Source organism: Actinosynnema sp. NPDC059335 (assembly GCF_042752395.1).
In the GTDB taxonomy this organism is placed as follows: domain Bacteria; phylum Actinomycetota; class Actinomycetes; order Mycobacteriales; family Pseudonocardiaceae; genus Actinosynnema.
In genome coordinates, this window is sequence record NZ_JBHYXZ010000003.1 from 65,238 (window position 1) to 92,057 (window position 26,820).

The following is a 26,820-nucleotide window of genomic DNA, read 5'->3' on the forward strand; positions in this document are numbered from 1 at the left end:
GCGGCGGGGGGGCGGGGGGGGGGGGGGGGGGCGGGGGGGTGGTTGCCCGGCCCCGCCCCGCCCCACTGCGCCATTTTGTCCGGGGGGCCGGGGGGCCCCCCGCGGGGGGGGGCCCCCCCGGGCCGTTCCGCGTCAGCGGGAGGTCAGCTCCTCGGCCGTGCGGCGGGCGACCGCCTCGGCGTCGGCGACGGGGAACGCCGAGTCGGAGAAGAAGCCCTTGTCGCGGCCCTGGTACCGGATGTTCCACACGACCGTGCCCTTGCGGACGACGAGGTTCACCTCGGTCAGGTCGGTCGGCGAGGCCGGGATGATGATCATCGCTTCGTCGCCGAGGTCGTCGATGACCTTGGCCTGCTCGCCGTTGGCGTAGGACATGAAGCTCGTGTAGTTGCCGTGGGCCTGCTCGACGTTGCGGTCGGGCTTGTCGGAGAACGTGGTGAAGTCGTAGACGAGGAAGCTGAGGCGGCGCGGGTCGCGACCGTCCCTGCCCGCGGTCTGCTCCCACGCGCAGTGGCTCTGCTTCATGCCCTTCCTGGCGTCGGTCGGGGCCTGGATGAGGCGGAAGCTGCTGACGCGGGCCTGTGACCTGAGGTCGGCGCTCAGCTCGCAGCCGGCGATCGGCTCGGTGCCCGGTCCGCCGCCGGGCTCCTCGACGTACTCCAGGTACATCGAGCCGAAGACGCCGGCCACGACGAGCGCGACGACGCCGATCGCGATGCCGACGACCAGGCCGGTGCGGTTCTTCCCGGGCGGACCGTACGCGCCCGGCTGGTGCGGGAACCCGGGCTGCCCCGGCTGCTGGAAGCCGGGCTGCTGGAACGCCGGCTGCTGAGCCCCGGGCTGCTGGACCGCGGTCTGCTCGAACCCCGGCTGCCGGAACTCCGGTGGCGGGCCGTACCCGGCGTGCTGCCGGGGATCCGGCGGGCCGTAGCCGGGTTGGGGCGCGTAACCGGGATTCGGCCGGGGCTGGGGCGGGTACTGCGGGTTCTGCGGGTCCTGAGGTGCGTTCACGGTTCCCCCCGTGGTGCGGTCGGTGCGCGCGGAGCAGTCTGCCGGCCACCCGATCGGGGACCTCGCCGGCATTGACAGCGGGTGGTTCCTTCGCGATAAGATCGACCCGTCGTTCGAACAGGTGTTCGAGAGGCAAAGGTCGCCGAACTTCCCACGGCGATCCGCGCACAGGGGTGCGCGCGGATCGGTTGGGAGGAGGGCGGGTGTCCAGGTCGGCAACGGCGACGTTGACCGCGCTCGGGGTAGGCGCGGCCGGCGAGCTGACCGCGGCACCGGCTCGGACCCTGCCGGTTCGCGGGGAACTGGCAGGGCTCCTCCCGTGGGGCGGCCTGAGGCGGGGCAGCACGGTGTCGGTGCGCGGGGCGACATCGTTGCTGCTCGCGCTGGTGGCCGAGGCGACGGCGGAAGGCTGCTGGGCGGCCGTGGTCGGCCTGCCGGGGTGCGGGGCGCTCGCGGCGGCCGAGTTGGGCGTGGCCGTCCACCGGCTGGCCCTGGTTCCCCGCCCGGGTCGGGACCAGGGCGAGGTCGAGAAGACCGTGGCCGCGCTGCTGGACGGGTTCGACCTGGTCGCGGTGGCCACACCGGTCACCCCGGCGACCGCCCGCAAGCTCGCCGCGAGGGCCCGCAACCGCAAGTCGGTCCTGCTGCCCTTCACCATCCCGTGGCCGGGCGCGGACGTGGAACTGACCGCGACCTCCGCCCGGTGGTCCGGCCTGGAGGCCGGTCACGGCCTGCTGACCACCCGCACCATCACCGTCCGGGCAACCGGCCGCGGAGCCGCCGCGCGCCCCCGGCAGACCACCTTCCTGCTACCCGGCACCACCGCCCCGACCCCACCGAAGCCCTCCCTGGTCCCGGTCCCCACCACCGCTCCTCCGCCGACCACCGCTCCTCCGTCGGCGGGCGCTCCTGCGCCGGCCGGTGCTCCCGCGTTGGCCGGTGCTCCCGCGTTGGCCGGCGCTTCTCCGTTGACCGGCGCTCCTGCCTTGACCGGCGCTCCTCCGTTGGCCAGTGCTCCTGCGCTGAACGGCGCTCCTCCGTTGAGCGGCGAGTCCGCGTTGGCCGGCGGACCCGCGCTGAGCGGCGAACCCGCGCCGCGGTCCGCCGGCCCATCGGCCCCGCCGACCGCAGCTCCCTTGCGACCACCGCCTGCCGCTCTCCCGCTTGCGCCGCCGGCGGATCTCTCGCCGACCGCGGATCCGTCGCCGCCGGCGGCCGTGGAGGGTTCGCTGCCGCCTGCGGATCCCTTGCCGTGGCGAACCGTTGGCCGATCGCTGTTAGCCGTCGTCCCGCCCGCGTTCCCCGTCGCCGAGGCGGCGTGACCCTCCGCCAACCCGACTCCCCGAAGAGGTGAACTCCTGTACACGCTTGCCGTTTGGTGTCCCGACTGGCCGGTGGTGGCGGCCTCCGCCGAGGCGTCGCACCCGCCCCACCTGCCTGCCGCCGTCGTCAGATCGGGTGAAATCGTGGCCTGCTCGGCGGTCGCGCGTGCCGAAGGGGTGCGGCGCGGGATGCGGCGGCGCGCGGCCCAGGGGCAGTGCCCCGAGCTGGTCGTCTTCGAGTACGACGAGGTCCGCGACGCCCGCCGCTTCGAACCGGTCGCGGCGGCGGTGGAGGAACTCGCGCCCGGCATCGAGGTGGTCCGGCCGGGGCTGGTGGTGGTCGCGGCGAAGGGGCCGGTCGGCTACTACTCGTCCGCCGAGCTGGCCGCCGAGCGCCTGGTCGACCACGTCGCGGTGCGGGCCGGGGTCGAGGCGCAGGTGGGGTTCGCCGACGGGCTGTTCGCGGCGACCCTGGCCGCGCACCGCGGGCTGATCGTGCCGCCCGGCGCGACGAGGGAGTTCCTCGCGCCGCTGGGCATCACCGAGCTGGACCAGCCCGCCGAGCACCGCGCGGACCGGGCCGAGCTGGTCGACCTGCTGCGCCGCCTCGGCCTGCGCACCCTGGGCGCGTTCGCCGCCGTGCCCGAGCGGGACGTCGCGACCCGCTTCGGCCGCGCCGCCGCGCTCGCCCACCGGCTGGCCTCCGGCCTGGAGGAACGTCCCCGGTCCCGACGCCGCCCGCCACCCGAGCTGTCCGTCACCCGGGACCTCGACCCGCCGATCGACCGGGTCGACGCGGCGGCGTTCGCGGCCAGGGGCCTCGCCGAACGCCTGCACGCGGGCCTCGCCGACCGGGGCCTGGCCTGCACCCGCCTCGGCATCCGGGCCACCACCGAGAACGGCGAGGAGCTGCACCGGGTGTGGCGCTGCGCCGAACCGCTCACCCCGCAGGGCATCGCGGACCGGGTCCGCTGGCAGCTCGACGGCTGGCTCACCCGGACCCGGCTCACGTCCGGCATCCACCTGCTCCGCCTCGACCCGGAGGAGGTGGTCGACGCCACCGCCCTGCAACTGGGCCTGTGGCCGGGCGCGGGCCGGGACCAGGGCGAGGCGGCAGAACGCGCGGCCCGCGCGATGGTGCACGTCCAGGGCCTGCTCGGGCCGGACGCTGTGCTCACACCCGTGCTCGGCGGCGGTCGCGGGCCGGTCGAGCGGGTGCGGCTGGTGCCGTGGGGCGACGAGCGCACCCCGGCGGCCGACCCGGGCGAACCGTGGCCGGGGCAGTTGCCCGCGCCGTCGCCCGCGACGGTGTTCGCCGAGCCCGAACCGGTCGCGCTGCTGGACGAGTCGGGCGCGGACGTGGTGGTCACCGGCTACGCCGAACTGGTCGTGCGGCCGCACCGGATCGTGCACGGCGGTCGGGCGCGGCAGGTCGTGGCGTGGTCGGGGCCGTGGCCGGTGGACGAGCGCTGGTGGGACGCGGAGACCGCGATGCGCGGTGCCCGACTGCAGGTGCTGGGAGCCGCGGCGGACGGCGAGGAACAGGCGTTCCTGCTGATCCGCGCGGGAGGCAAGTGGGCGGTGGAAGGGGTGTACGACTGATGAGCGGTGACGTTCCCGAGCCGGACCGTCGTGGTCTGGCCGAGTGGCTGGACGGCTGCGCCGGATCTCCCGACGTGCCGGAGCAGCGCGGCGGACCGGCCTACGTGGTGAGCTTCGGCTGGCTCCCGGCGCGACTGCCCCCGGCGGAGCCGACGATCCCGACACCCCGGCGAGCCCTCGACGACTCGCCGCCCCGGGACGAACCACGCCGGAACCCGCCCCGCCACGCGGCCTCCCGGGACGAGTCGCCCCGGAACCCGTCCCGCCACAAGGCCCCTCGGGACGAGTCGCGCCGGAACCCGTCCCGCCACAAGGCCCCTCGGGACGAGTCGCGCCGGAACCCGTCCCGGCACGAGCCTCATCGGGACGAGTCGCGCCGGAACCCGTCCCGGCACGAGCCCCATCGGGATGATCCGCGCCGGCACGAGCCGCGTGGGGACGAGCCGCGCTGATGGGCTGGAACAACCCCCCGGTCCGCTGGTCGGAGCTGGAGCGCGCGTTGTCCGGGAAGCCACCGGCACCGGACGGCGGCGACAGCCCGGCGTGGACGCACCGCCGCGAGCGCTACGAAGCGCCGCCCGACTTCGCGGTCAAGGTGGACGACCTCGGGGCCACGCGCGCCCGCGTGCCGTACGTCGAGCTGCACTGCCACTCCAACTTCAGCTTCCTCGACGGCGCGAGCCACCCGGAGGAGCTGGTGGAGGCGGCGCAGCAGCTCGGGCTGGACGGGGTGGCGCTGACCGACCACGACGGCATGTACGGGGTGGTGCGGTTCGCCGAGGCCGCCAAGGAGCTGGGCGTGCGGACGGTGTTCGGCACCGAGCTGAGCCTCGGGTTGTCCACGCCGCGGACCGGGGAGCCCGACCCGGAGGGCGAGCACCTGCTCCTGCTGGCCACCAACAGCGACGGCTACCACGCGTTGTGCCGCACCATCACCACCGGTCAGTTGGCGGACGGCAGCGAGAAGGGGCGGCCGGTCTACCGGCTGGAGGAGGTCGTCGCGGACACCCGGGACGACTGCGTCGTGCTCACCGGCTGCCGCAAGGGCGCGGTGCGGCGGGCGTTGGCGCGGGAAGGGCCGGAGGCGGCGTTCGCCCGGTTGCGCGAGCTGGTCGACCTGTACGGGGCGGACCGGGTGTTCGTGGAGCTGACCGACCACGGCTACCCCGAGGACGGCCCGCGCAACGACCTGTTCTGGGGCATGGCCCACGAGCTGGGGCTGCCGACCGTGGCGACGAACGCCGTGCACTACGCGGTGCCCGCGCGCGGCCGGTTGGCGGCGGCGATGGCGGCGGTGCGGGCGCGGCGCAGCCTGGACGAGATGGCGGGCTGGCTGCCGCCCGGCCGCACGGCGTGCCTGCGGTCGGGGGAGGAGATGGCCCGCCGGTTCGCCCGGTTCCCCGGCGCGGTCCACCGGTCGGCCGTGCTCGGCATGCAGTGCCAGTTCGACCTCAAGCTGATCGCGCCGCAACTGCCGCCGTTCGACGTGCCGCCCGGCCACGACGAGAACAGCTACCTGCGTGAGCTGACCTACGAGGGCGCGGCCCGCCGCTACCGCTCGATCGGCGAGAACCCCAGGGCGTACCGACAGGTCGAGCACGAGCTGAAGATCATCGAGGAGTTGAACTTCCCCGGCTACTTCCTCGTCGTGCACGACATCGTGTCGTTCTGCCGGCGCAACGACATCCTCTGCCAAGGCCGCGGGTCGGCCGCGAACTCCGCCGTCTGCTACGCCCTTGGCATCACCAACGTCGACGCGGTCCGCTTCGACCTCCTCTTCGAGCGCTTCCTGGCCCCGGCCCGCGACGGCCCGCCCGACATCGACCTCGACATCGAGTCCGACCGCCGCGAGGAGGTCATCCAGTACGTCTACCGCAAGTACGGCCGACGCCACGCCGCCCAGGTCGCCAACGTCATCAGCTACCGCGGCCGGTCGGCGATCCGGGACGTGGCGCGGGCGCTCGGCTACTCGGTCGGCCAGCAGGACGCGTGGAGCAAGCAGATCGACCGCTGGGGGCCGCTGAGGTCCACAGTGGACGAAGGTGGGATACCGCGCCCGGTCCTGGAGCTGGCCGCAGAGCTGGAGAACTTCCCGCGCCACCTCGGCATCCACTCCGGCGGCATGGTCATCTGCGACCGTCCGGTCAGCGAGGTGTGCCCGGTGGAGAAGGCCCGGATGACCGACCGCACGGTGTTGCAGTGGGACAAGGACGATTGCGCCTCCATCGGGTTGGTCAAGTTCGACCTGCTCGGGCTGGGCATGCTCTCGGCGTTGCACTACGCCATCGACCTGGTGCGCGAGCACGAGGGCGTCGAGGTCGACATCGGCAACCTCGACCTGGACGACCAGCGCGTCTACGAGATGCTGCAACGCGCCGACTCGGTCGGTGTCTTCCAGGTGGAGAGCCGCGCCCAGATGGCCACCCTGCCCCGGCTCAAGCCGCGGACGTTCTACGACCTGGTGGTGGAGGTGGCGCTGATCCGCCCCGGGCCCATCCAGGGCGGTTCGGTGCACCCCTACATCCGCAGGCGCAACGGCAAGGAGAAGTGGGACTACGACCACCCCCTGCTGGAGGGCGCGCTCAAGAAGACGCTCGGCGTGCCGCTGTTCCAGGAACAGCTGATGCAGATCGCCGTCGACGTGGCCGACTTCAGCCCCGCCGAGGCCGACGAGCTGCGGCGCGCCATGGGCGCGAAACGCTCCACGCACCGCATGGAACGCCTCCGCGAGCGCTTCTACGAAGGTGCCCTGGCCAACGGCATCGGTCACGAGCCGGCCGAGAAGATCTACGCGAAGCTGTTGGCGTTCGCCAACTTCGGCTTCCCGGAGAGCCACGCGCTCAGCTTCGCGCACCTCGTGTTCGTCAGCGCCTGGTTCAAGCTCTACCACCCGGCCGCGTTCTGCGCGGCGTTGTTGCGTGCTCAGCCCATGGGCTTCTACTCCCCTCAGTCGTTGGTCGCCGACGCCCGCCGCCACGGCGTGCGCGTGCTGGGGCCGGACGTGAACGCCAGCCTCGCCCACGCCACCCTCGAGTCGGTGGACGGCGAGCAGGCCGTGCGCATCGGCCTGGGCGGCATCCGGACCATTGGTCAGGAGGTCGCCGAAAGCGTGGTCGCGCAACGGGAGGCGGGCCCGTTCCGGGACATGGCGGACTTCGGTGCGCGGGTCCGCCTGACCACCGCGCAGGTGGAGGCCATGGCCACCGCGGGCGCGTTCGGCTGCTTCGGCCTCGACCGGCGTGCCGCGCTGTGGTCGGCGGGTGCCGTGGCGAAGATCCGCCCCGACCGCCTGCCCGGCACCGTGGTCGGCACCGACGCCCCGGCCCTGCCCGGCATGGACGAGGTCGAGCTGGCCGTCGCGGACGTGTGGGCGATGGGCCTGTCACCGGACAGCTTCCCGACCGAGTTCGTGCGGGAGCGGCTGACCAGCCTCGGTGCCCTGCCCACGGCCGAGCTGGCCAAGGTGCCGAACGGCACCAGGGTGTTGATCGGTGGCGCGGTGACCCACCGGCAACGCCCCGGGACGGCGGGCGGTGTCACGTTCCTCAACATCGAGGACGAGACGGGCATGGTCAACGTCGTCTGCACCACGGGCCTGTGGGCCCGCTACCGCAAAGTGGCCCGAACCAGCCCCGCCCTGCTCGTCAGGGGCGTGGTCGAGTCGGCGGAAGGCGTGATCAGCATCCGCGCCGAACGCCTGCAACACCTGGACCTGCGCATCCCCTCCCGCTCTCGCGACTTCCGATGAACCACACCACCTCCTTCACACCACCTCTCTTACAGCTCCAACCACCTGCCGCAGCCCTGCCCGAGCCGCCGTGCCCTGCCCGACCCGCCACGGCCGGACGCGCCTGGGTCGTGTCCTGCACGTGGCGCAGCCAGATGTCGATGGCGGCAATGTGGACGGTGGCCTGGTAGCGAACGGCGAACTTGTCGTATCGCGTGGCCACGCCCGGTGCTGCTTGAACAGGTCGATGCCGCACTCGACAGCGTGACGCTGCTTGTAGATCTCCTTGCCGAACGTCGGTGGTCGCCCACCGATGGAGCCTTGGCCTTGCGGTGGGCGGTCTGGCCCCGGGGTTGGGCGATACCCGCGGCGGCACAGGTGAGGCGCGGTTGGCCTCCGAGCTGTAGGCCGCGTCCGCCGGCACCCGATCCGGGCGGGTGCGAGCCCGGCCGCCACCCGGTCGGGGGCACCCGGATCGCCTCGATCACAGGGGTGAACTGCGGGCTGCCACCCCGCTGACCGGTGGTAAGCAGCAGCGGCAACGGACGGCGGCCCTCCCCGCAGGCCAGGTGCAGCGTGCTGGTCCACCCACCCCGCGACCGGCCCAACCCGTGATCGTCGGGCTCGGTCCCGCTGGGCGGGGTGTCGGGCGGTTCGACCCGCGGGTTCCCTTTTGCGGGCACCGGCGGCGTGCCGGTGCCCGCATGATCGTCGAATCCACCGACACGTCCCACACGATCAGCCCCGTCGGTCTCGGCACGGGCCTGCAATGCGATCAGCACCCGTTGCCAGACCCAGGCCCGCTGCCGGCGGCGGAACAACCCGCAGACGGTCGGTCTGCCAAGACCCGTAGACGGGCGGGATGTCGCGCCACGGGACACCGACCTGCACCCCACCACCGAATGCCGTCGATCGACTGCTGCTTGCTCCACTTCGGCGGACGGCCCGGCTTCACGCCGACAGGTGGCAGAGGTCGCAACAGCGCCCACTGCGCGTCGGTCAGATCGAACCGCCCCGCTGGTCACGAGGTCTCCGGTACTGCAGGTTCGCTTGGTCGCCAACCCGCCTACCGGCGACCGACCTGCTCTGCCAGCCCGTTCCGATGGGGGTGCGCCTCGGGTGACTGGCCTGAGGGTTCGTAGGTAGGGCGAGCAGAGCAGGGCCGGGCTGGAGGGGGCGGGTTGGTGGCAGGGGGGAAGGGCGACGTGCGCTCGGTTCGGCTGGGCGCAGGGGGTTCGAGCGGCCGGTAGGGCGGCGGTTGGGGTGGAGACGGAGGTAGGGGCGGGTTGTTGGGGTTAGGAGGCGTCTGCCTTGGTGTAGCTGGTGAAGACGACGCCGGTGTCGAAGGTTCTGGTCGAGGCCTTGGCGAAGCGGGTCGTCGGGAACTCGCCGGCGAACAGGGGGATGCCCTTGCCCAACACGATCGGGTGGACTTTGAGGACCAGTTCGTCGATCTCCGGCAGGAGGGTGGCCGCCAGCCTGCCGCCGCCGCACAGCCAGATGCCCAGGCCCGCCTCCTCCTTCAGTTCGCGGACCTTGGTCAGTGGGTCGCCGACGACCTCGACGTCCGGTGGCGCGGTGCTGAGCCTGGTCGACACCACGTACTGCCGCAGGTGTGGGTACGGGCTCGGCAGGCCGCCCGGCACCTGGTAGGTGGCGCGGCCCATCACCACCGTGTCGAAGTTCTTGTTCGGCGCGTCGATGCCCATCGCCTCCCGCAACTGCGCGGGCAACGTGTCGGGGTACTCCTCGAACAGGGCCGTCATGTGGTCGCCCTCGAACAGGAAGTCGCCGAAACCGCCCTTCGGGTCGGCGATGAAGCCGTCGAGCGAGGTGGCGACGAAGTAGGTGAGGTTTCGCATCGTGTCCTCCGTTTGGTCGAGTCGGGTGGAACCACTGCGACTGTAGTACTATGGCCGCAGTGGTTGTCAAGGAGGGATCATGGTGCGTAACCCGACCAGGCGTACCGCGCTCGTCGACGCGGCCATCGAAGTGCTGGCCAGGGACGGTGCGCGGGGCCTCACGTTCCGCGCGGTGGACCAGGAGGCCCGGGTGCCCAACGGCACCGCGTCGAACTACTTCGCCAGTCGTGACGACCTGCTCCGGCAGGTCGGCGAGCACATCCACGTGCGGCTCACGCCGGACGCGCAGCGGCTGGCGGAGACGATGTCCCGGCCGCCGGACAAGAGCCTCGTGGTGCGGCTGTTGCAGGAGCTGCTGGAACGGCTCCAGGTCGACCGCACGGGCTACCTGGCGCTGCTGGAGCTGCGGCTGGAGGCGACCAGGCGGCCCGAACTCCAGGCCGCGCTGACCAAGACGATCAGCGACAACCTGGAGCAGAACATCCAGTTCCACCTGGACGCCGGCCTGCCCGGCGACCGCACCACGGTCGTGTCGCTCTACCTGGCGATGAGCGGGCTGATGGTGGAGCGGCTGACCCTGCCCGACGTGCTGCCCGAGGAGGAGATGAACAAGCTGATCTCGGCGTTGGTCGACCGGACGTAGGCGTCATCGGGCGACAGGCGCGACCGGGCGAAGGCTCCCGACTCGGGCGCAGGCGCAGGCAGGCGACCGGGCGAATGCGCGACCGGGCACCGGTGGACGTGGGCGACACCCGGCACGGGAGCGATCGGGTGCGGGAGCGATCGGGTGCGGGAGCGATCAGGTGCGGGAGCGATCAGGTGCGGGTCAGCGGTCGAACGGGCCGCCGATGATCGTCATCGCCACGAAGATCACGGCGAACCCCAACCCGCTGTACAGCAGCGCGTCCACGCTGCGGCTCCGGATCGCGATCAGCCCTGCCTGCTCGTCGGTCACCAGCACCCGCAGCAGCGCCGCGATCAGCAGCGCGACGCCGATCAGCACCGCGCCCTGACGCCAGTGGTACTGCACGATCCGCACGAGACCCAACCCGACGACGCCCAGCACCAGCGCGAACGGCAGGTGCTTGCCCGCCGCCGACCGCCAGCGCTGCTCCGGCAACAGCTCCACCGCTCCCGCCTCAGGCCGTCGCGACCGCGCGCTCGGCTGCCTCGACCGTGTTGGTCAGCAGCATCGCAATGGTCATCGGACCCGCGCCACCCGGGATCGGCGCGAGGAACCCGGCCACCTCGGCCACGGCCGGGTGCACGTCGCCCACCAGGCCGGCCTCGGTGCGGGTGATGCCGACGTCGACCACGGCCGCGCCGGGCTTCACCATGTCCGCCGTGATCAGCCCGGGGCTGCCCGCCCCCGCGACCACGATGTCCGCCCGTCGCACCTCGGCGGCGAGATCCTTGGTGCCGGTGTGGCACAACGTCACGGTGGCGTTCTCCGACCGGCGGGTCAGCAGCAGCCCGATGGGCCGACCGACCGTCACCCCGCGCCCGACCACGGTCACGTTCGCCCCGGACAGCGGCACGTCGTAGCGGCGCAGCAGCTCCACCACGCCGCGCGGCGTGGCGGGCAGCGGCGCCTCGTCGCCGAGCACCAGCTTGCCCAGGTTGACGGGGTGCAGCCCGTCGCCGTCCTTGCGCGGGTCGATGCGCTCCAGGACCGGGTTGGGGTCGAGGTGCTTGGGCAGCGGCAGCTGCACGATGTACGCGGTGCACGCCGGGTCGGCGTTCAGCTCGTCGATGACCGCTTCGAGCTGCTCCTGCGTGGTGTCCGCGGGCAGGTCGCGGCGGATCGACGTGATGCCGACCTTCTCGCAGGCCAGGTGCTTGCCCCGCACGTACGAGTGCGAACCCGGGTCGTCACCGACCAGCACGGTGGCCAGCCCCGGCGTCACCCCCCGCTCGCGCAACGCGGCGACCCGCGCGCGCAGGTCTTCGAAGATCGCGTCCCGGGTGGCCCTGCCGTTGAGGATCGTCGCAGTCACGTGCCTCATCCTCTCATCACCGCCGGCCGGGCAACGCGGCGACCACCACCGCGATCAGCGTCAACGCCGTGCCGACCAAGGCGGTCACGGACACGTGCCCACCTGCGGCGGGAGCGACGACGTCCACCGCGAGCGCGCCGACGAGCTGCCCGGCGACCTGGCACAGCCCGACCAGCAGGACCCCGAGCCACCGCACCGCCAGCACGGCCGAGCCGATGGTGCAGATCCCGAGCGCGCCGCCCGCGTAGAACCACGGCTCGGCCGGCGCGACCGAGGGCAGCCCGCGCACCGCCACGTCCACCGCGCACACGACCAGCAGCACGGCGGTCCCGGTGCCGAAGTTGACCAGCGTGGTCACCCGCGTGCTCCGCGCCGCCTCGCGCACCAGCCCGTTCACCGCCTGCTGCCAGCCCAGGCCGATCCCGGCCGCCGCGGGCAGCAGCGCGAGCCACAACGCGCCCACCCCGCCCACCTCGTCCGACACCGCCACGGCGACCGCCACCACGGCCAACGCCGCACCGGCCACCCGCGGCCAGGTCAGCGGCACGCGGCCGGCCGGCCCGATCCCCGCCCGGTCCACCGCCAGGCTGCTCACCGCCTGCGCGCCCACCGCCGCCACGGTGAACACCGCCACGCCCAGCGCCGCGACCGTCAACCCCTGCGCGGACACGAAGAACGCCCCGCACGCCCCGCCGACGCACTGCCACCAGCGGATCCGCCCGGTTCGCAGGGACGCCCGCAGCCGGGCCAGACCGGCCCGCCCGGCCGCCGTCGTCGGCACGCCCAGCAGCAACAACGCGAACCCGCCGCCGAACGACACCAGCGCGGCCAGGAACCCGTCGCCGAACACGTGCCCCAACTCGCCGTTCAACCGCCCCTGCACGGCCAGGAACACCCCGCCGACGAACGCGAGGAGTCCGCCGATCAGGCGCACTTTGTCACCCAACCGAGGCCGCCCTCCGGTTCCGCACCCGGCTCGCCAGCAGCGCGCCCAGCAACGCCGCCGCCGCGCTCGCCCCGGCCGCCGCGGCCGGCCCGAAGTGGTCCAGCAGCGACCCGGCCACGGGCAGCGCCAACGCCGACCCCGCCGTGGTGAACGTGCCCATCCAGCCGAACGCCTCCGCCTTGCGGTCGTCCGGCGCGAGCCCGCTGATCCGCTGGTTGTTGGCCGCGATGGCGGGGGCGATCGCCAGCCCGCCCACCCCCAGCACGAGCCCGATCAACCACGCCGACGACGGTTCCCGCACCGGCGGCAGGACCAGCACCAGCGGCGCGATGCCCAGCGCCATGACCAGCATCCGCCGGGTGAACCGCGCCGGTCCGGCGAACCCGCCCGCGATCAACCCGCCGACCACCGACCCGATGCCCCACACCGCCGTCAGCACACCCGCCATCCCCGGACTGCCCAGGTCACGCGCCCACGCGATGATCACCATGTCGATCGACACCAGCGACGCCACCATGAACAACGCCGTCACCAGCGCCAGCACCAGCGACCCGTCGCGCAGCAACGTCCGCCCACCGGGTTTCGCCTCGCGCGCCACCGGCTGGTCCAGCCCCGCCCGCCGCAACGCGACACCGAACCCGAGCGCGCCGAACACCGCCAGCGCACCGCTCAGCCACAGCGCCGCCTGCGCGTTCCACACCGCCACGACGGTCGCCGCCAGCGCCGGGCTGACGATGTACATGACCTCCTGCATGGACGCCTCGACGGTGTACACCGCGGACTGCGCCGGCCCCGCCGCCAACCGGGGGAAGCTCGCCCGGCTCATCGCGGTCACCGGCGGCGTGAACGACCCGGTCACGAACCCCACCACCACGGCCACCGGCCACGCCGAGCCGGGCAGGACGGCGGGCAGCACGCCCAGCACCGCGATGCCCACCCCGTAGCCGGCCGAAGTGACCAGCAACAACCGCCCGGCGGGGCTCCGGTCCGCCGCCCGACCGCGCAGCGGCCCCGCGACGCCCATGCCGAGCGTCAACGCGCCGCCGACCACGCCCGCCACGGCGTACGAGCCCGTCCACCCGGCTATCAGGAACGACACCGCCAGCGGCGTCCCGGGCAGGTGGATGCGGCCCACCATGGACCACAACAGCAGCCGCGGCAGGTGGGGTATCGCGGCGAGTTCTCGGTACGGACGCAGCACGGGTGACACTCTGCCCCCGTCGACCGACAAACCGGTGTCGAATATCCGTGGGAACCCGCGCGCCCCGGTGAGCGTCAGCACCGGTGGGTGGCGCGCAGAGGGGACAGCTGTGACCGATCCGACCGGACGCCGGGCCGAGCTGGAGGCGCGGAACGCGGCCATGCGCGAGCAGGTCGACTCCCTCCTGGGCGAACTGCGGGAGAAGACCGCCGAGCTGCGGGAGACGCAGGCCAAGGCCATGGCGATCACGGCGACCGCGGTGTCCGACGACGGCGCGGTCCGCGCCACGGTCGACTCCGCCGGCGCGCTGACGTCCCTGGAGTTCTCCGCCAACGCCTTCGAGCGCACCACGCCCGACAAGCTGGCCAGGCTCGCCACCGAGACCGTGCGACGGGCCGTCGCCCAGGCCCGCACGGAGCTGAACGAGGTGCTCGCACCGGCGCGGCAGGGGCCGAGCATCGACCTGTCGGAGATGCTGCCCGGCGTGCCGTCGCTGACCGACCTCATCCCCCGACCACCTGTCGTGCCCGAGCCGTCGCCACGTCGGCCCGCGGCGCCCCCCCGCGACGACGACGGCGACAGCGTCATGGACAGGAGTGGCTGGTGAGCGGGTTCGAGGTCAGCGTGTCCGGGCTGCGCAGCGGCGCGGGCCGGTTCGGGGCGGCGGGCGACTCGCTCGACGGCGTGCTGCGGGCGTTGGACTCGGCGTTGCGGGCGGAGGGGCAGTGCTGGGGCGGTGACGAGTCGGGGCAGGCGTTCGCCCGGCAGTACGTGCCCAACTCGCAGGCCACGCTGGAGGCGTTCGGCAACCTCGCCCGCGCCCTGGCCGACATCCGCACCGGCGTGGAGCAGACCGCCGACGCCTACGAGGGGTCCGACGAGGGCAACGCGACCGGGATCTCCCGGACTTACTGAGGGGCGACGCGGTGGGCATCGAGATCCCGGGCGAGGTCACCTGGCTGTTCCCGATCGTGGTCGGGCAGAGCTGGCCGGAGGGGGACGAGACGGCGCTGCGGCGGATGGCCGACGCCTACCGCACGGCCGCGCAGGGCGTGCAGGCCGTCATCGACGAGGGCAACGGCGCGGCGTCCACGGTGCTCGCGAGCCAGACCGGCGAGGCGGCGCAGCGGTTCGAGGAGTACTGGCACAAGTTCACCGAGGGCGACGGCTCGTACCTGCCGAAGCTGCGGGAGATCTGCGAGCAGTTGGCGGACAGCTGCGACAACACCGCGCTGGAGGTGGAGTACACCAAGCTGTCGATCATCGCGTCGCTGGTCGCGCTGGCGATCGAGATCGCCGCGCTGGTCGCCGCGGCGTTCGGCACGTTCGGCGCGTCCACCGCGGGCATCCCGATCGCGCAGCAGGCGACGCGGCTGGTCGTGCAGTTCACGTTCCGGCAGTTGGTCATCGCGATCCTCCGCGAGGTCGCCGTCTCCGTGGGCATCGACGCGGCCATCCAGGCGGTGCAGGTGGCGCGCGGCGACCGGGAGTCGTGGGACTGGGGCAAGACGACCGAGGCGGCCGTGTCGGGCGTGGTGTCCGGTGTGGTCGGCGGTGTGTCGGGCGGGCTGAAGTTCGAGGGCGGCGGGCTGGCCGGGCGGGTGGCCGCAGGCGCGACGCGTGGCGCGGTCGAGGGCGCGGTGTCGACGGTCGGCACGGCGGCGGCGCTCGGGCAGGACATCTCGGCGCGGGACGTGCTGATGGGCGCGTCGGCCGGCGCGGTGTCCGGCGGGGTCGGCGGGGCGAAGGACGGGATCTCCGTCGAGGCGCCGCGGATCGACCCCGGTGCGCCGGTCGGCGCGCCGCCGCACGTGGGACCGGTGCCGGGTGCCGTTCCCGGCGGGGTGCCAGGTGGTTCGCCGGGCGGCTCCCCCGGTGGTCCGCCGGTGAGCCGTGACGGGCTGAACCGGCCCGCCGGGGCGACCGCGGCGTCGTCGGTGGCCGCGCCGCCCGCGCCCGGTCCCAGGGTGGGCGCGGTGCCCTCGGTCGGTGTGGATTCCCCGGCCGGTGGTTCCCCGGGCGGTTCCCTGACCGGCGGTTCTTCGACGCCTCCGGTGGTCGGCGGGGCTCCGGCCGGTGCGCCCGGTGGGCGGAGCGGGGCGTCGGTGCCGACCGCGCCGGTCGCCGCCGCCGGACCGTCGATCGGGAGCCGGTTGGGATCGGTGCCCGGTCCGGCCACGCCGGGGGTTCCGGGCGGTGCGGTTCCAGGCGGTGCGGTGCCGGGTGGCGCGGTGCCGGGCGGTGCGGTTCAGGGGCGTGCGATCCCGGGCGGTGCGGTTCCGGGCAGCGCGGTTCCCGGTGGTTCGACACCCGGCGGTCCGACACCCGGCGGCTCGGCGGCGGGCTCGGTTCCCGGTTCGGCTCCCGGCGGTGCCGCGGCGCGGATGCCCGGTGGGATGCCGGCCGGTGGGTCGGTGCCGGGTGGTTCGGCGTTCACGCCCGGGGTGGGCGGTGCTGCGCCGGGTGGGTCGGGCGCGACTCCGGCGGCGACGCCGCACGGTGGGTCGGTCGGGTCCGGTGTCCGGCCGGGTGGTGGTGTGCCGGGGGCCGTGCCTGTCGGTGGTTCTGTCGGGGGTGGGATGCCGGCGGGCGGAATCCCCGGTGGGTCCGCCCCGGCCGGTTCTGCGCCGGCAAGTGCGGGGCCGGTTGGTTCGGGAGTGGCGGGTTCAGGGCCTGTCGGTTCCGCGCCTCTGGGTGGCATGCCGATGGCCGCCGGGACCGGTGGCGGTGCGTCGACCACGGCCGGTGGGTCGCGTGGGCCGTCGGCGGCGGGCAACGCCTTCACACCCGAGTCCGCCGCGCCGACCCACCGCGATCAACCTCAGCGTGATCAGGTCAAACGCGATCAGAACGCCGGCGATCAGCACGCCCGGGGGAACGACGCGGTGGCCGCCGGTTCGTTGACCGGGTTGCCGACCGAGCCGTTGCCGGCCACCGGTCCCGCGTCGATGCCCGAGCAGCGCGGCCCGGCTCCGACGGCTCCGCCGCCGCACGCGCCGGCACCCGCCATCCCGGCGCAGCCCGGCGGGTTCGGACCGCAGCCCGGCGCATCGGCCGCACCCGTCCGACCGGACGCCTCGGCGGCTCCCGCACGCGCTCCGGAGTCCTCGTCCCGACCCACGTCCGCGGCCCCGATCCGCGCGGACGGTCCCGCGCCGGCCGCGCGCGGCGCGGACGGACCCACGCCGAGCACTGACGGCCCCGCGGCGGACTCGCCCAAGTCGGATCTCGCCGACACGACCAGCGCCGACACGACCAGCGCCGACACGACCGGTGCGGACCCCGGCACCGACGCAGTGGAAGCGCCGGCGGACCTCGTCGGCGAACCCGGTGACGAGCACACCCCGGCCTCCAGCCACGAATGGCCGGCCGAGGCCGACGCCGGAACGGACACCGGCACCGGAACGGATCCCTTCCCCCACAAGAACGTCTGGGGGCAACCGGCCGGCGTCGTCCCCGGCTTCTCCGCCGACGGTGACTACATCCCCGTCCACGAGAGCACGGGCCCCACCGACCAGGCCGTCGGCACGTACGACCACCGCGTCGCGGCCCTGATCGAGCCGACCTACCAGCCCTACGGCCCGTACGGCGACTACCAGTCCTTCCGCGACGCCCACTCCAAGCCCGACGGCAGCATCGACTGGCCGCCGAACCAGGGCGCGGACGGCGCGCGGGTGGTCGTGGAACTGCCCGCCGGCACCGTCCTCGACCGCTTCGGCAGCCCCAACGGCGACTTCCTCTCGCCCCTGCGCCCCGACGGCGAGGCATACGGCTTCGGCGAGCGCGCGATCATGCCGGACAGCCTCGGCAAGGGCTACCACGTCTACGTCCTGGACGCCCCGCTCACCGTCGAACTCGCCCGGGTCGCCCCCGCGTTCGACCAGAACGGCGGCGCGCGGCAGCTCCAGCCGGTCTTCGACGCCGACCTCGTGGACCCGTCCACGGGCAAGATGAGCGTCCAGCGGCTGGTCGACCTCGGCCTGCTGCACGAGGTCGCCGCGCCACCCGCGGACGGCCGGGTGCTGCCGCCCGACTTCGGCACGTTCGACGCGGACGGCAACGTCCGCACGCCCGACCCGGTCAGCGTGGCCGACGCCCGGAACGGCGCGTTCGACGGCTACGTGCCCGGTGACGGGCCGACCGCCCCGAACCCCGACCTCGGCCCGGTCGCCCACCAGGGCCCGATCCCGCTCGGCGAGGTGTCCCAGCGCGTCGACCAGGCGATCCGCAACAGCCAGGTCACCGACGCGGGCGTCGCCCTGCACGCGGAGGACCGGCTCCGCGACCTGGCCTCCCGCGTCCCGGCCACCGACGGCCACGCCGTCCTCGACGTGCACACCGACGGCGACGGCGTCCGCATCGGCGGCACGCACTACACCCGCGCGGAACTCGTCCAGCTCATCGCCCACCACCCGGACCTCGCCGGCCGGCCGCTGCTGCTCGTCGGCTGCGACGCGGCCGCGGGCGGCGGGGACAGCCTGGCCGCGCACGTCGCCCGCGAGACCGGGCAGCGGGTCGTCGCGCCGGACACCCTCGCCTGGTCCGACCGGGACGGCAACGTCTACGCCAGTTCCCCGGACGGGGCCGGGCCGAAGCTCCCGCCGGACGGCGGCTGGCACGCGTTCGAGCCCGACGGCACGCACGCGCCGGTCGGCGAGCGCGGGATGCCGCCCGGCCACGAGCCCCGGGGCGACCTCGCCACCGCCGACGACCAGGCGCACCGCGGCCGGCTCGACATCAAGCCGCAGGTCCAGCAGCCCTGGTCCGCCCCCGGGACCGCGCACGAGCAGCACGTCCGACTGGCCGACCACGAGTCGTACTTCCGCACCGGCCAGGAGTTGCCGAGGGACACCAGCGTCAGCCGGGTCAACGCCGAGATCGGCCAGGCCCCGGCGCACGCGCAGGTCACGTCCGACGGCTTCTACGGCCTCGGCCCGGCCCAGCGCCCGACCGCCACCTGGCCGACGCCCGCCAACGGCGTGGTGGAACTGGCCGCGCGGCGCACTAGGACCGACGACGGGTACGCGCACTCGGTGCAGGTCGTCGGCGGCGACACCGGCGGCTGGACGCCGGAGCAGCGCGCGGCCGTCACGCGGCCGTTCGGCAACGCCGACCCGTTCGCCGCCCGCGCCGGCCTGCCGCCGGACACCCGGTTCGTGCTGGACGACCACCGCGGGCAGGGCTACGGCACGTTCCAGACCGGCCCGGACGGCTCGACCTCGCACGTGCACACCTTCCGGCCCTTCAGCCCCGACCTGAACAACCCGCTGCCCAACGCGGTGCTGGTCGCCGACGACGACGCGTGGCGGGGGCGCGCCAACGGCGACGGCGAGACCGTCGCCACGACCGGCCGGGGGGGGCGGGGGGGCGGGGGGGGGGGCGGGGGGCGGCGCGCGTGGGGGGGGGGGGCGCCCCCACCGGGCGCGGGCCCCCCGCCCCCCCGCCCGGGGCGGCCGGACCTGAGGTCCGGTGGCGCGATCCGCCGCGACGGCGCCCAGGCCGACGTCGGCAGCCACGGGGAGGTGGACGCCGACGGCCGCAAGCTGTCCGACGGCGGCCACCACCAGGGCAACGAGACCGGTGGTCCGGGGGAGGCGGCGAACCGGTCGAGCCGGCAGCGCGACCAGAACCAGGGCAACGGGCGGCCCGCGTTCGTCACGGCCGAGACCTGGCACCGGGTGGAGCGGGACCGCGCGGGCTTCGCGGGATCCGGCGGTACGGTCGAGCTGATCGACACGTTCGCCCTGCGCGACCCCCTGCAACGCCACCCGCACACGCACCAGACGCGGTGGCGTGTGACGCTCGCCGACGGCACCACCGAGATCTACGTCAGGAGCTACCCGAATGAGCACAACGCAGCCCTCTGGCCGGCCGACTTCTGAGCAGCGCCACGACGAGCTGCTCCAGCACATCGGCGGCATGCTGCTGGACGCTGCTCCGGGGGGTTTCCGGCGGATCGACCTGCTCGTGCGGATGACCGTGGCGGTGCAGGACGCGGTGCTGAAGGTCTACATGCCCGACCGCTCCACCCCCGAGGTGCTGCCGCCCGAGGGGCTCAACGCCGCGTTCCAGGAGATGCGGCAGGTGCTCTACCAGCCCGGCCGCGGCACGTGGTTCTCCGCCCGGTGCGTGGTGAACGCGCCGGTGAGCATCGACATCACGTACAACTTCGACCACGACCCGCGGTTCGACCCGCCCGTGCCGGCCGCGGACTTCGCCCGCGACCTGGAGGTCTTCCCCCGCGACGAGGTCTTCGTCCCCGACTGGCTGCGCGCCAAGCTGGTCGAGGCGGCCGAGGGCGCGAAGGGCCCGAGCACCGAGGAGCAGAACGCATGACCGCGCCGCAGCTGGACGTCGAGGACCAGAACGCGATCCTCGGCTCCGTCACCACCCTGCTGGTGCAGCGCCTGCCCGGCGACTGGGAGCAGTTGTCCGTCGACTTCCGGATGGTGGGCCGCTACCTGGAGACGGAGGTCTCCGGGCTGACGATGTGGGGCTCGTCGTTCGACTGGGAGCTGCCGCCGGAGGCGCTGCCGTTCTTCGTGCGGCTGCGCGACGGCATGGCGCGGCCGGGCCGCGGCACGTGGTTCACGATGAAGTTCCGCCTGGTGCACCCCGACACGTACTCGGCCGAGTTCGACCGGGACGGCGAGCCGGACTGGACGCAGCCGCCCGGCCCGGAGCACCTGGCCGAGGACCTGGAGCTGTACCCGCGCGACGACGACGCGGTCCCGGACTGGCTGCGGGCGGGCGTCGGCCCCGCGGTGATCGCCGCGCCGCTGTTCGACGGGCCCGACCCGGTCGTGCGCGACCGGCCCGCCGTGCACCCGCAGGAGCTGGACGACGTGCTGGCCTACCTGGAGAACGCGCCGGTCGTGCTGGCCGCGCGCTCCTACGGCCCGGACGTGCTCGACCCCGGCTCGACGCCGTCCGTGCCGCTGTCGTTCCACACCGACGGCGTCTGGGTGTGGCCCGGCGGCGTGGCCTACTACCTGCGCCGCCACCACGTGCCCCCGGTGCCGCAGCTCGTGCAGCACATCCGCGACAACGGCTACGCCGTGCCGCCGGTCGGGCCGGAGGCGGAGCGGGCGGCCGCCGCCGTGGCGACCGGGCAGGCGCAGGGCGCGCCGCTGCCCGAGCACCGGCCGCGCGTGATCACCGACGCCGACCGGCGCGCGCTGGACCACCTCAAGGCCCGGCTGGACCACTTCGGGGTGGCCGAGTCCGAGTACGGCATCGTCGAGCCGAAGCCCGACGCGCTGGTCCTCGAACCCGCGCCCGGCCCGTCCGGCTGGCAGGTCCAGTTCTGGGACGGCAGCCGGGGGCCGCACGGCAGGCCGCGGGTGTACGAGCACGCCGTGGACGCGGCCAAGGTGCTGCTGGCCGAGCTGCTGTGGCGGGCGGACGTGGACCGGACCCCGGCCGCGGCCGACACGGGCGCGCTCGTGGCGCCCGTCGTGGACATCCGGCCGCTGCCCGACGAGCCGCCGCTGTCGCTGTTCCGCGACCGCGAGGACGTGGTCGTGCCGGTCGGCGTCGAGCTGGACCGGTTCGGCGCGGACACCGGCAACCTGGTCTACGCGGCCGGCACCGCGTTCGGGCAGCGCTCGCTGCCGCCGGACTGGCTGAACCGCCGCTACCACGTCTACCGGGTGCAGAAGCCGGTGCCCGCGCTGAAGGGCGTCGCGGTGCCGTGGTTCGGGCAGGCGGGCGGCGGCACGGGCTACTTCCTGGCGACCTCGGTGCGCGACCTGCTGGCCGACGGGAGCCTGGTCGAGGTGCCCCCGCCGCCGGTCCGGCCGTAGCCCCCGGACGCCCCGCGGACCCCGCTCGACGGCATTGCTCCGTTCGGCTCAGCGGGGTCACGTGCGGGCACGGGGAGTCGCGGGGGAAGATGTGCACGTGTCCGAGCTGAAGCCGCTGAACCCGACCGAGCAGGATGCGCTGGTCAAGCAGATCGGCCTGACGCTGATGAGGGCCGCGCCCGAGGAGTGGCGGCACGTGACCGCGGAGTACCGCGCGACCGGCCGGTACTTCGAGCTGGCCGCCGAGGTCCGCACCGCCGACGGCGCGGTGCGCGCCTGGTCGCCGCCGCAGGAGGTGGCCGGGCTGTTCTCGCGGCTGCGCGCGGGCATGTACCGGGACGGTCGCGGCAGCTGGTCCAACGCCCGCTACCAGCTCGACCACCCGTCCAGCTACAACCTCGACTTCGACCGGGCCGAGCCGACCTGGACGACGCCACCGCCGCCGCAGGCGTACCTGGACGAGATGCGGTTCTTCCCCCGCACCGACGAGAACGTGCCGGACTGGCTGCGCCGCCGCCTCCAGCAGGCGACGCCCCCGCCGCCACCGCCGCCGCCCGCCGACCAGCCGCAGCCGCCGCGCGCGTTCCGCACGGCCCGGGTGTTCGACGGCGCGGGCCCCGGCGGGCGGCCGTCGGTGAACCGGCCGCCGGTCGCGGACGCCGACCGCGACCTGCTGCTGAGCTACCTGGACCGGGCCCCGGTCGCGGTGATCGGGCGCGGGTTCGACGCGGACGTGCTGAACCCGGACGCGCCGTCGGTGGTGCCGGTGGCGTTCCAGACCGACGGGCACTGGATCTGGCCCGCCGCGGTCGGCTACTACCTGCGGGCCTACGGCGTGCCGCCGGAGCCCGAGCTGGTGGAGCGGGCCCGGGCGCAGGACTTCGTGCTGCCCGAGGTGACGGAGGAGGCGCGGGTCGCCGCCGCGGCGAACCTGGGCGCGCCGGCCGCGCCGCAGGGCACCGAGCTGCCCGTGGCCGAGGCGCCGCCCGCGCCGGTCGAGCCGCCGGTCGAGGTGGGCGCGACGGTGGCCGCGCCGCTGCCCGAGCCGCTCGCCGACGAGCCGCGGCAGGCCGTCGAACCGGCCGCGAACACCGACGTCGAGGAGACCGCGAACCTCACCGAGCTGAAGCCGGACGTCATCGAGTACGCCCAGGAGGGCCCGCCGTACCGGGTGCGGTTCGAAGAGGACGGCCCGGTGATCGACGACCGGTACCGCCGCGAGTCCTACGCGGACGGCATGGACCTGTTCGCGCCCGCCGCGTACGACCGCGAGCTGAACGACACCCAGACCTGGAACCCGTTCACGGACGAGGAAGCCGAGGCGGAGCAGGCCGGGCCGACCGGCGAGGCCGCCGCCGACGAGCCGCGGCACGACGACCGCGATCCGGTGCGCGAACCGCGGGTCGAGCACGAGCCCGCGCCGGCCGAGGAGCCGCGGGCCGAGGCGGACGAGGTCGAGGTCACGGCGGAGTTCGGGGTCGACCAGGCCCGGCTCTACACCCCCGGGCACGACGACGAGCGCGAGGGCGGCCGGTTCGAGGACCACGCCGACGCGCGCTTCGAGGAGTCGGACGAGTCCCGCTTCGACGACCACGCCGAGCCCGACGAGCGCCACGACGACGGGACGCGCGCCGAGCACGAGCCGCACGACGACCACGATCACGACCACCGGGACCACGACCACCACGACGACCACCGGGACCACGACGACGACCGGCACGACGACGACCGGCACGACGATCGGCAGCAGTTCGAGCAGGTGCCGCCGCCGTTCGCGGACCAGGCGACCCAGTTCGCCGAGGCGGTGCAGCCGTTCGACGACGTCAGCCCGGCCGCGCCGCCCGCGCCGCCCCTGACGCCGCCACCCCCGGTCCAGCCGCCGAAGCCGGTCGAGCCGCGCCACGTCACGCCGGAGGAGGAGCGGGAGCTGTCCGGCCTCCGCCGCGCCCTGGACGAGCTGGACGTGCCGCCCGCCGCCTACCGGTTCGGCGAGCCCGCCGACCGGACCTGGCTGCTGCGCACCGAGGGCCCGGACTGGGAGGTGTCGTGGTTCGACCACGGCCCCACCAACCCGGTCCGCTTCGACCGGCTGGAGGACGCGGCCGCGTACCTGGTCGGCAAGCTCGTGCTGACCAACCGGCGGGTGCCGCGCCCGGCCCCGCTGCCGCCGCCCCCGCCGCCGCAACGCCCGCGCCCGCCGATGAACAACGGGTTCCGCGAGGAGCCGCCGCGCCGCCCCGCGCCGCCGCAGCGCCCGCCGGTCGAGCCGCCCACGCAGGTCGCGCCGCAGCCCGCGGCCGCGGCGACCTCCACCCAGGAGGCCAAGCCGCAGCGGACCTGGCCGATCAACCCGATGAACGGCGAGCCGCCGCTCACCCTCTTCCGGCACAAGAAGATGGTGGAGCTGCCCGCCGGCATGGAGGTGGACCGCTTCGGCGAGGGCGAGGGCAACCTGGTCTACGCGGCGGGCACGCCGTTCTCGCAGCGCTCGCTGGTGCCGTCGTGGATCAACCGCCCGTACCACGTGTACCGGCTGCGCCGCCCGGTCGAGGTGCTGACCGGCGTCGCGGTGCCGTGGTTCGAGCAGCCCGGCGGCGGCACCGCCTACCTGATGCCGAAGACGATCGACGACATGGTCGCCGACGGCGTGCTGGTGGAGGTCGCGGGCCAGGAGCCCCCGGCGCACTAGGACACGCGCAGCCCGTGCGCGGCGGCGAACGCGACGGCCGTGTCCAGGTCCACCCGCGCGCCGCGCAGGGTGGCCTGGGCGAGGCCGTCGGCGTCCAGCCGCGCGCCGCGCAGGTCCGCGCCGTCGAACCGGCACCCGGACAGCCGGGCGCCGGTCAGGTCGGCGTCGCGCAGGTCCGCCTCGCGCAGGTCGGCGTTCTCCAGGTTGGCCTCGCGCAGCCGCAGGCCGCGCAGCGACGCCTTCCGCAGCACGGCGCCGGACAGCCCGGCGAGCGTGAGATCGGTCTCCTCCAGGGTGATCGGCCGCAGCGCGCAGTCCGCGAACACCGACCCGAGCCACGAGCACGACGTGAACGCGGCGGACGCGAGCACCGCCCGCTCGAACCGGCAGGAGCGGAACGCGCTCGCCTTGTGCGCCGACTCGCCCAGGTCGGTGCGGTCGAACCGGCACTCGGTGAACGTGCACCCGGACGTGGTGAGCCCCCGCAGGTCCGCCTCGGTGAAGTCGCACCGGACGAACGACCGTCCCTCCCAGCTCTGCCCGTACAAGACCGCGTCGGTGTAGTCCTCGCCGATGATGTCCACTGTCACACCTTGTCATCGTTCGCCAGTTGGTAACCTCCGACCTGCCGGGCAACCCGCCCGGTGCGCGGTCCCGGAGTAGAGACCGCCGCTGACAGGTCGTCAGCCTGCCTAGTGGTCGTGCCCGAGGACTGAAGCCACAACATTCGGGAAGGCACATGACCCGCACGCCCGTGAACGTCACCGTCACCGGTGCGGCCGGCCAGATCGGCTACGCACTGCTGTTCCGCATCGCCTCCGGCCACCTCCTGGGCCCCGACGTCCCGGTGCGCCTGCGCCTGCTGGAGATCCCGCAGGCCGTGAAGGCCGCCGAGGGCACCGCGATGGAGCTGGACGACTGCGCGTTCCCGCTGCTGTCCGGCATCGACATCACCGACGACGCCAAGACCGCGTTCGACGGCGTCAACGTGGCGCTGCTGGTGGGCGCCCGGCCGCGCACGAAGGGCATGGAGCGCGGCGACCTCCTGGAGGCCAACGGCGGCATCTTCAAGCCGCAGGGCGAGGCGATCAACGCGGGCGCGGCGGACGACGTGCGCGTGCTGGTCGTCGGCAACCCGGCCAACACCAACGCCCTGATCGCCCAGCGGCACGCGCCCGACGTGCCCGCCGAGCGGTTCACCGCGATGACGCGCCTCGACCACAACCGGGCGCTGTCGCAGCTCGCCAAGAAGCTCGGGGTGTCGGTGACCGACATCAAGAAGCTCACCATCTGGGGCAACCACTCGGCCACCCAGTACCCCGACCTGTTCCACGCCGAGGTCAAGGGCCGGAACGCGGCCGAGGCCGTGAACGACCAGGCGTGGCTGGAGAACGACTTCATCCCGACCGTCGCCAAGCGCGGCGCGGCGATCATCGAGGCGCGCGGCGCGTCCTCGGCGGCGTCGGCGGCGAACGCGGCCATCGACCACGTGCACGACTGGGTCAACGGCACGCCCGAGGGCGACTGGGTGTCGATGGCGGTCCCGTCGGACGGCTCGTACGGCGTGCCGGAGGGCCTGATCTCGTCGTTCCCGGTCACCGTGACCGACGGCCGGTACTCGATCGTGCAGGGCCTGGAGATCGACGACTTCTCCCGCGCCCGCATCGACGCCTCCGTGGCCGAGCTGGCCGAGGAGCGCGACGCGGTCAAGGCCCTGGGCCTGATCTGAGTCGTACCCCACGGGAGGGCCGCCGCCGGTGGCCCTCCCGTGGCATGTTGGGCGCATGACCCAGTGGCCCGTGCCGACCCCGAACCTGCCCTCCGACGTGCACCCGGCGCTCGCCGCCACCGCGCTCGCCGCGTCGGCCGCCTACGACCGCGCCCGGCGCGAGTTCAGCCGCGCGCAGCTGCGCGAGGAGATCGCCGACGGCGCGGACGGCACGCCCACCATGCGGGTGGACGCGATCGTGGAGGCGGCGATCGCCGAGGCCGCCGCGGCGGCGGGCGCGAACCTGCTGTCCGAGGAGGCCGGCTTCCTGGACCACGGGTCCGCCGCCACGCTGGTGATCGACCCGGTGGACGGTTCCGCGAACGCCGCCATGGGCGTGCCGCTGTCCTGCTTCGCGGGCGCGCTGGTGCTCGACGACGAGCCCGTCGAGGCCCTCACCGTCTGGTTCGACACCGGGCGCGCGTGGTCGGCGCACGCCGGCCGGCCGACGCCCTACCGCACGACGGGGCGCACCGAGCTGAAGGGCGCGTCGATCTGCCTGATGCGGCCCAAGCGCGGCGCCGAGGACGCGTGGATGCGCGTGGCGAACCAGGTCGAGCGCGTGCGGATCCTGTCCACCACGTGCCTGGAGGCCGTCCTGGTGGCCGAGGGCGCGGTGGACGCGTTCGCCGACCCCGGCTCGGACACCCACCGCCTGATGGACCTGATCGCGGCGCTGGTCACCGTGCCGGCGGCCGGGGGCGCGCTGCTGGACCTGCGCGGCCGGCCGCTGACGTTCGACCTGGACCTGTCGCGCCGCTGGTCGGGCATCGCCGCCGCCACGCCGGCCCTGGCCGACGACCTGATCACCACGATCCTCGGCTGAGACCGCTCCCAGGTGGCCGTTCCGCTCGGGCGCGGCTCACCGGGCGGCGCGGGCGTCGTCGGGA

The 26,820-nt window shown here is 74.3% G+C and carries 19 protein-coding genes; 12 read left to right on the forward strand and 7 right to left on the reverse strand.

Features of this window, described 5'->3' with window-relative positions; translation table 11 throughout:
* Positions 1–132: 132 nt before the first annotated feature.
* On the reverse strand, positions 133–1,011 hold the full coding sequence (locus ACFXGA_RS01565) for a hypothetical protein (RefSeq protein ID WP_378083286.1): 879 nt from the start codon (positions 1,009–1,011) through the stop codon (positions 133–135).
* A gap of 203 nt (positions 1,012–1,214) precedes the next feature.
* Between ACFXGA_RS01565 and ACFXGA_RS01570 the strand changes: the two genes are divergently transcribed.
* The 3 genes from ACFXGA_RS01570 to ACFXGA_RS01580 all read left to right on the forward strand — a co-directional run bounded on the left by ACFXGA_RS01570 (position 1,215) and on the right by ACFXGA_RS01580 (position 7,683).
* Positions 1,215–2,333 carry a hypothetical protein gene (locus ACFXGA_RS01570; protein WP_378083288.1) on the forward strand — a complete coding sequence of 373 codons (1,119 nt, stop codon included), beginning with the start codon at positions 1,215–1,217 and terminating at the stop codon, positions 2,331–2,333.
* 36 nt (positions 2,334–2,369) lie between these two features.
* Positions 2,370–3,935 (forward strand): DNA polymerase Y family protein, encoded by a 1,566-nt coding sequence (locus tag ACFXGA_RS01575; RefSeq protein ID WP_378083381.1) that lies wholly within the window; start codon positions 2,370–2,372, stop codon positions 3,933–3,935.
* A 451-nt stretch (positions 3,936–4,386) separates the two neighbouring features.
* Positions 4,387–7,683, forward strand: coding sequence for an error-prone DNA polymerase (locus ACFXGA_RS01580; protein ID WP_378083291.1), 3,297 nt, complete (start codon positions 4,387–4,389; stop codon positions 7,681–7,683).
* Positions 7,684–8,957: 1,274 nt separating this feature from the next.
* On the opposite strand, the gene ACFXGA_RS01585 is transcribed toward ACFXGA_RS01580, so the two are convergent.
* On the reverse strand, positions 8,958–9,524 hold the full coding sequence (locus ACFXGA_RS01585; RefSeq protein ID WP_378083293.1) for a dihydrofolate reductase family protein: 567 nt from the start codon (positions 9,522–9,524) through the stop codon (positions 8,958–8,960).
* 79 nt (positions 9,525–9,603) lie between these two features.
* Here ACFXGA_RS01585 and ACFXGA_RS01590 point away from each other — a divergent pair, with 79 nt between their 5' ends.
* On the forward strand, positions 9,604–10,167 hold the full coding sequence (locus ACFXGA_RS01590) for a TetR/AcrR family transcriptional regulator (RefSeq protein ID WP_378083295.1): 564 nt from the start codon (positions 9,604–9,606) through the stop codon (positions 10,165–10,167).
* 183 nt (positions 10,168–10,350) lie between these two features.
* Here the strand turns inward: ACFXGA_RS01590 and ACFXGA_RS01595 are convergent, their stop codons facing one another.
* From ACFXGA_RS01595 to ACFXGA_RS01610, 4 genes are read right to left on the reverse strand one after another with little or no spacing between them, the layout of a single operon-like run.
* Positions 10,351–10,644: a DUF3017 domain-containing protein gene (locus ACFXGA_RS01595; protein ID WP_378083383.1), complete on the reverse strand. Its 294-nt coding sequence runs from the start codon at positions 10,642–10,644 to the stop codon at positions 10,351–10,353.
* Between the two features lie 19 nt (positions 10,645–10,663).
* The gene (locus ACFXGA_RS01600) at positions 10,664–11,521 is read right to left on the reverse strand and encodes a bifunctional methylenetetrahydrofolate dehydrogenase/methenyltetrahydrofolate cyclohydrolase (RefSeq protein ID WP_378083296.1); all 858 of its coding nucleotides are present in this window, start codon (positions 11,519–11,521) and stop codon (positions 10,664–10,666) included.
* A 16-nt stretch (positions 11,522–11,537) separates the two neighbouring features.
* A complete protein-coding gene (locus ACFXGA_RS01605) occupies positions 11,538–12,467 on the reverse strand; it encodes a DMT family transporter (protein WP_378083299.1) in 930 nt (309 codons plus the stop codon).
* On the reverse strand, positions 12,460–13,668 hold the full coding sequence (locus ACFXGA_RS01610; RefSeq protein WP_378083301.1) for an MFS transporter: 1,209 nt from the start codon (positions 13,666–13,668) through the stop codon (positions 12,460–12,462). The genes ACFXGA_RS01605 and ACFXGA_RS01610 overlap by 8 nt, the downstream gene beginning before the upstream one ends.
* A 109-nt stretch (positions 13,669–13,777) precedes the next feature.
* Between ACFXGA_RS01610 and ACFXGA_RS01615 the strand changes: the two genes are divergently transcribed.
* The 6 genes from ACFXGA_RS01615 (at position 13,778) to ACFXGA_RS01640 (ending at position 24,162) form a co-directional block, all read left to right on the forward strand.
* A complete protein-coding gene (locus ACFXGA_RS01615) occupies positions 13,778–14,275 on the forward strand; it encodes a YbaB/EbfC family nucleoid-associated protein (protein WP_378083303.1) in 498 nt (165 codons plus the stop codon).
* Entirely contained in the window at positions 14,272–14,583 is a 312-nt protein-coding gene (locus ACFXGA_RS01620; protein ID WP_378083305.1) for a WXG100 family type VII secretion target, read from the forward strand. Before ACFXGA_RS01615 ends, ACFXGA_RS01620 begins: the two co-directional genes overlap by 4 nt.
* 11 nt (positions 14,584–14,594) lie before the next feature.
* Positions 14,595–19,550: a glycohydrolase toxin TNT-related protein gene (locus tag ACFXGA_RS01625; protein ID WP_378083307.1), complete on the forward strand. Its 4,956-nt coding sequence runs from the start codon at positions 14,595–14,597 to the stop codon at positions 19,548–19,550.
* Positions 19,513–20,004, forward strand: a complete 492-nt coding sequence (locus ACFXGA_RS01630; RefSeq protein ID WP_378083309.1) for a hypothetical protein — start codon at positions 19,513–19,515, stop codon at positions 20,002–20,004. The genes ACFXGA_RS01625 and ACFXGA_RS01630 overlap by 38 nt, the downstream gene beginning before the upstream one ends.
* A complete protein-coding gene (locus ACFXGA_RS01635; RefSeq protein ID WP_378083312.1) occupies positions 20,001–21,473 on the forward strand; it encodes a TNT domain-containing protein in 1,473 nt (490 codons plus the stop codon). Before ACFXGA_RS01630 ends, ACFXGA_RS01635 begins: the two co-directional genes overlap by 4 nt.
* 97 nt (positions 21,474–21,570) lie before the next feature.
* Complete coding sequence (locus ACFXGA_RS01640) at positions 21,571–24,162, forward strand: glycohydrolase toxin TNT-related protein (RefSeq protein WP_378083315.1); 2,592 nt, start codon at positions 21,571–21,573, stop codon at positions 24,160–24,162.
* Here the strand turns inward: ACFXGA_RS01640 and ACFXGA_RS01645 are convergent.
* Complete coding sequence (locus ACFXGA_RS01645) at positions 24,159–24,746, reverse strand: pentapeptide repeat-containing protein (RefSeq protein ID WP_378083318.1); 588 nt, start codon at positions 24,744–24,746, stop codon at positions 24,159–24,161. The genes ACFXGA_RS01640 and ACFXGA_RS01645 overlap by 4 nt on opposite strands.
* A gap of 155 nt (positions 24,747–24,901) precedes the next feature.
* Between ACFXGA_RS01645 and ACFXGA_RS01650 the strand changes: the two genes are divergently transcribed.
* On the forward strand, positions 24,902–25,891 hold the full coding sequence (locus tag ACFXGA_RS01650) for a malate dehydrogenase (protein ID WP_378083320.1): 990 nt from the start codon (positions 24,902–24,904) through the stop codon (positions 25,889–25,891).
* 55 nt (positions 25,892–25,946) lie between these two features.
* Positions 25,947–26,756: an inositol monophosphatase family protein gene (locus tag ACFXGA_RS01655; RefSeq protein WP_378083321.1), complete on the forward strand. Its 810-nt coding sequence runs from the start codon at positions 25,947–25,949 to the stop codon at positions 26,754–26,756.
* The last annotated feature ends 64 nt before the right edge of the window (positions 26,757–26,820 follow it).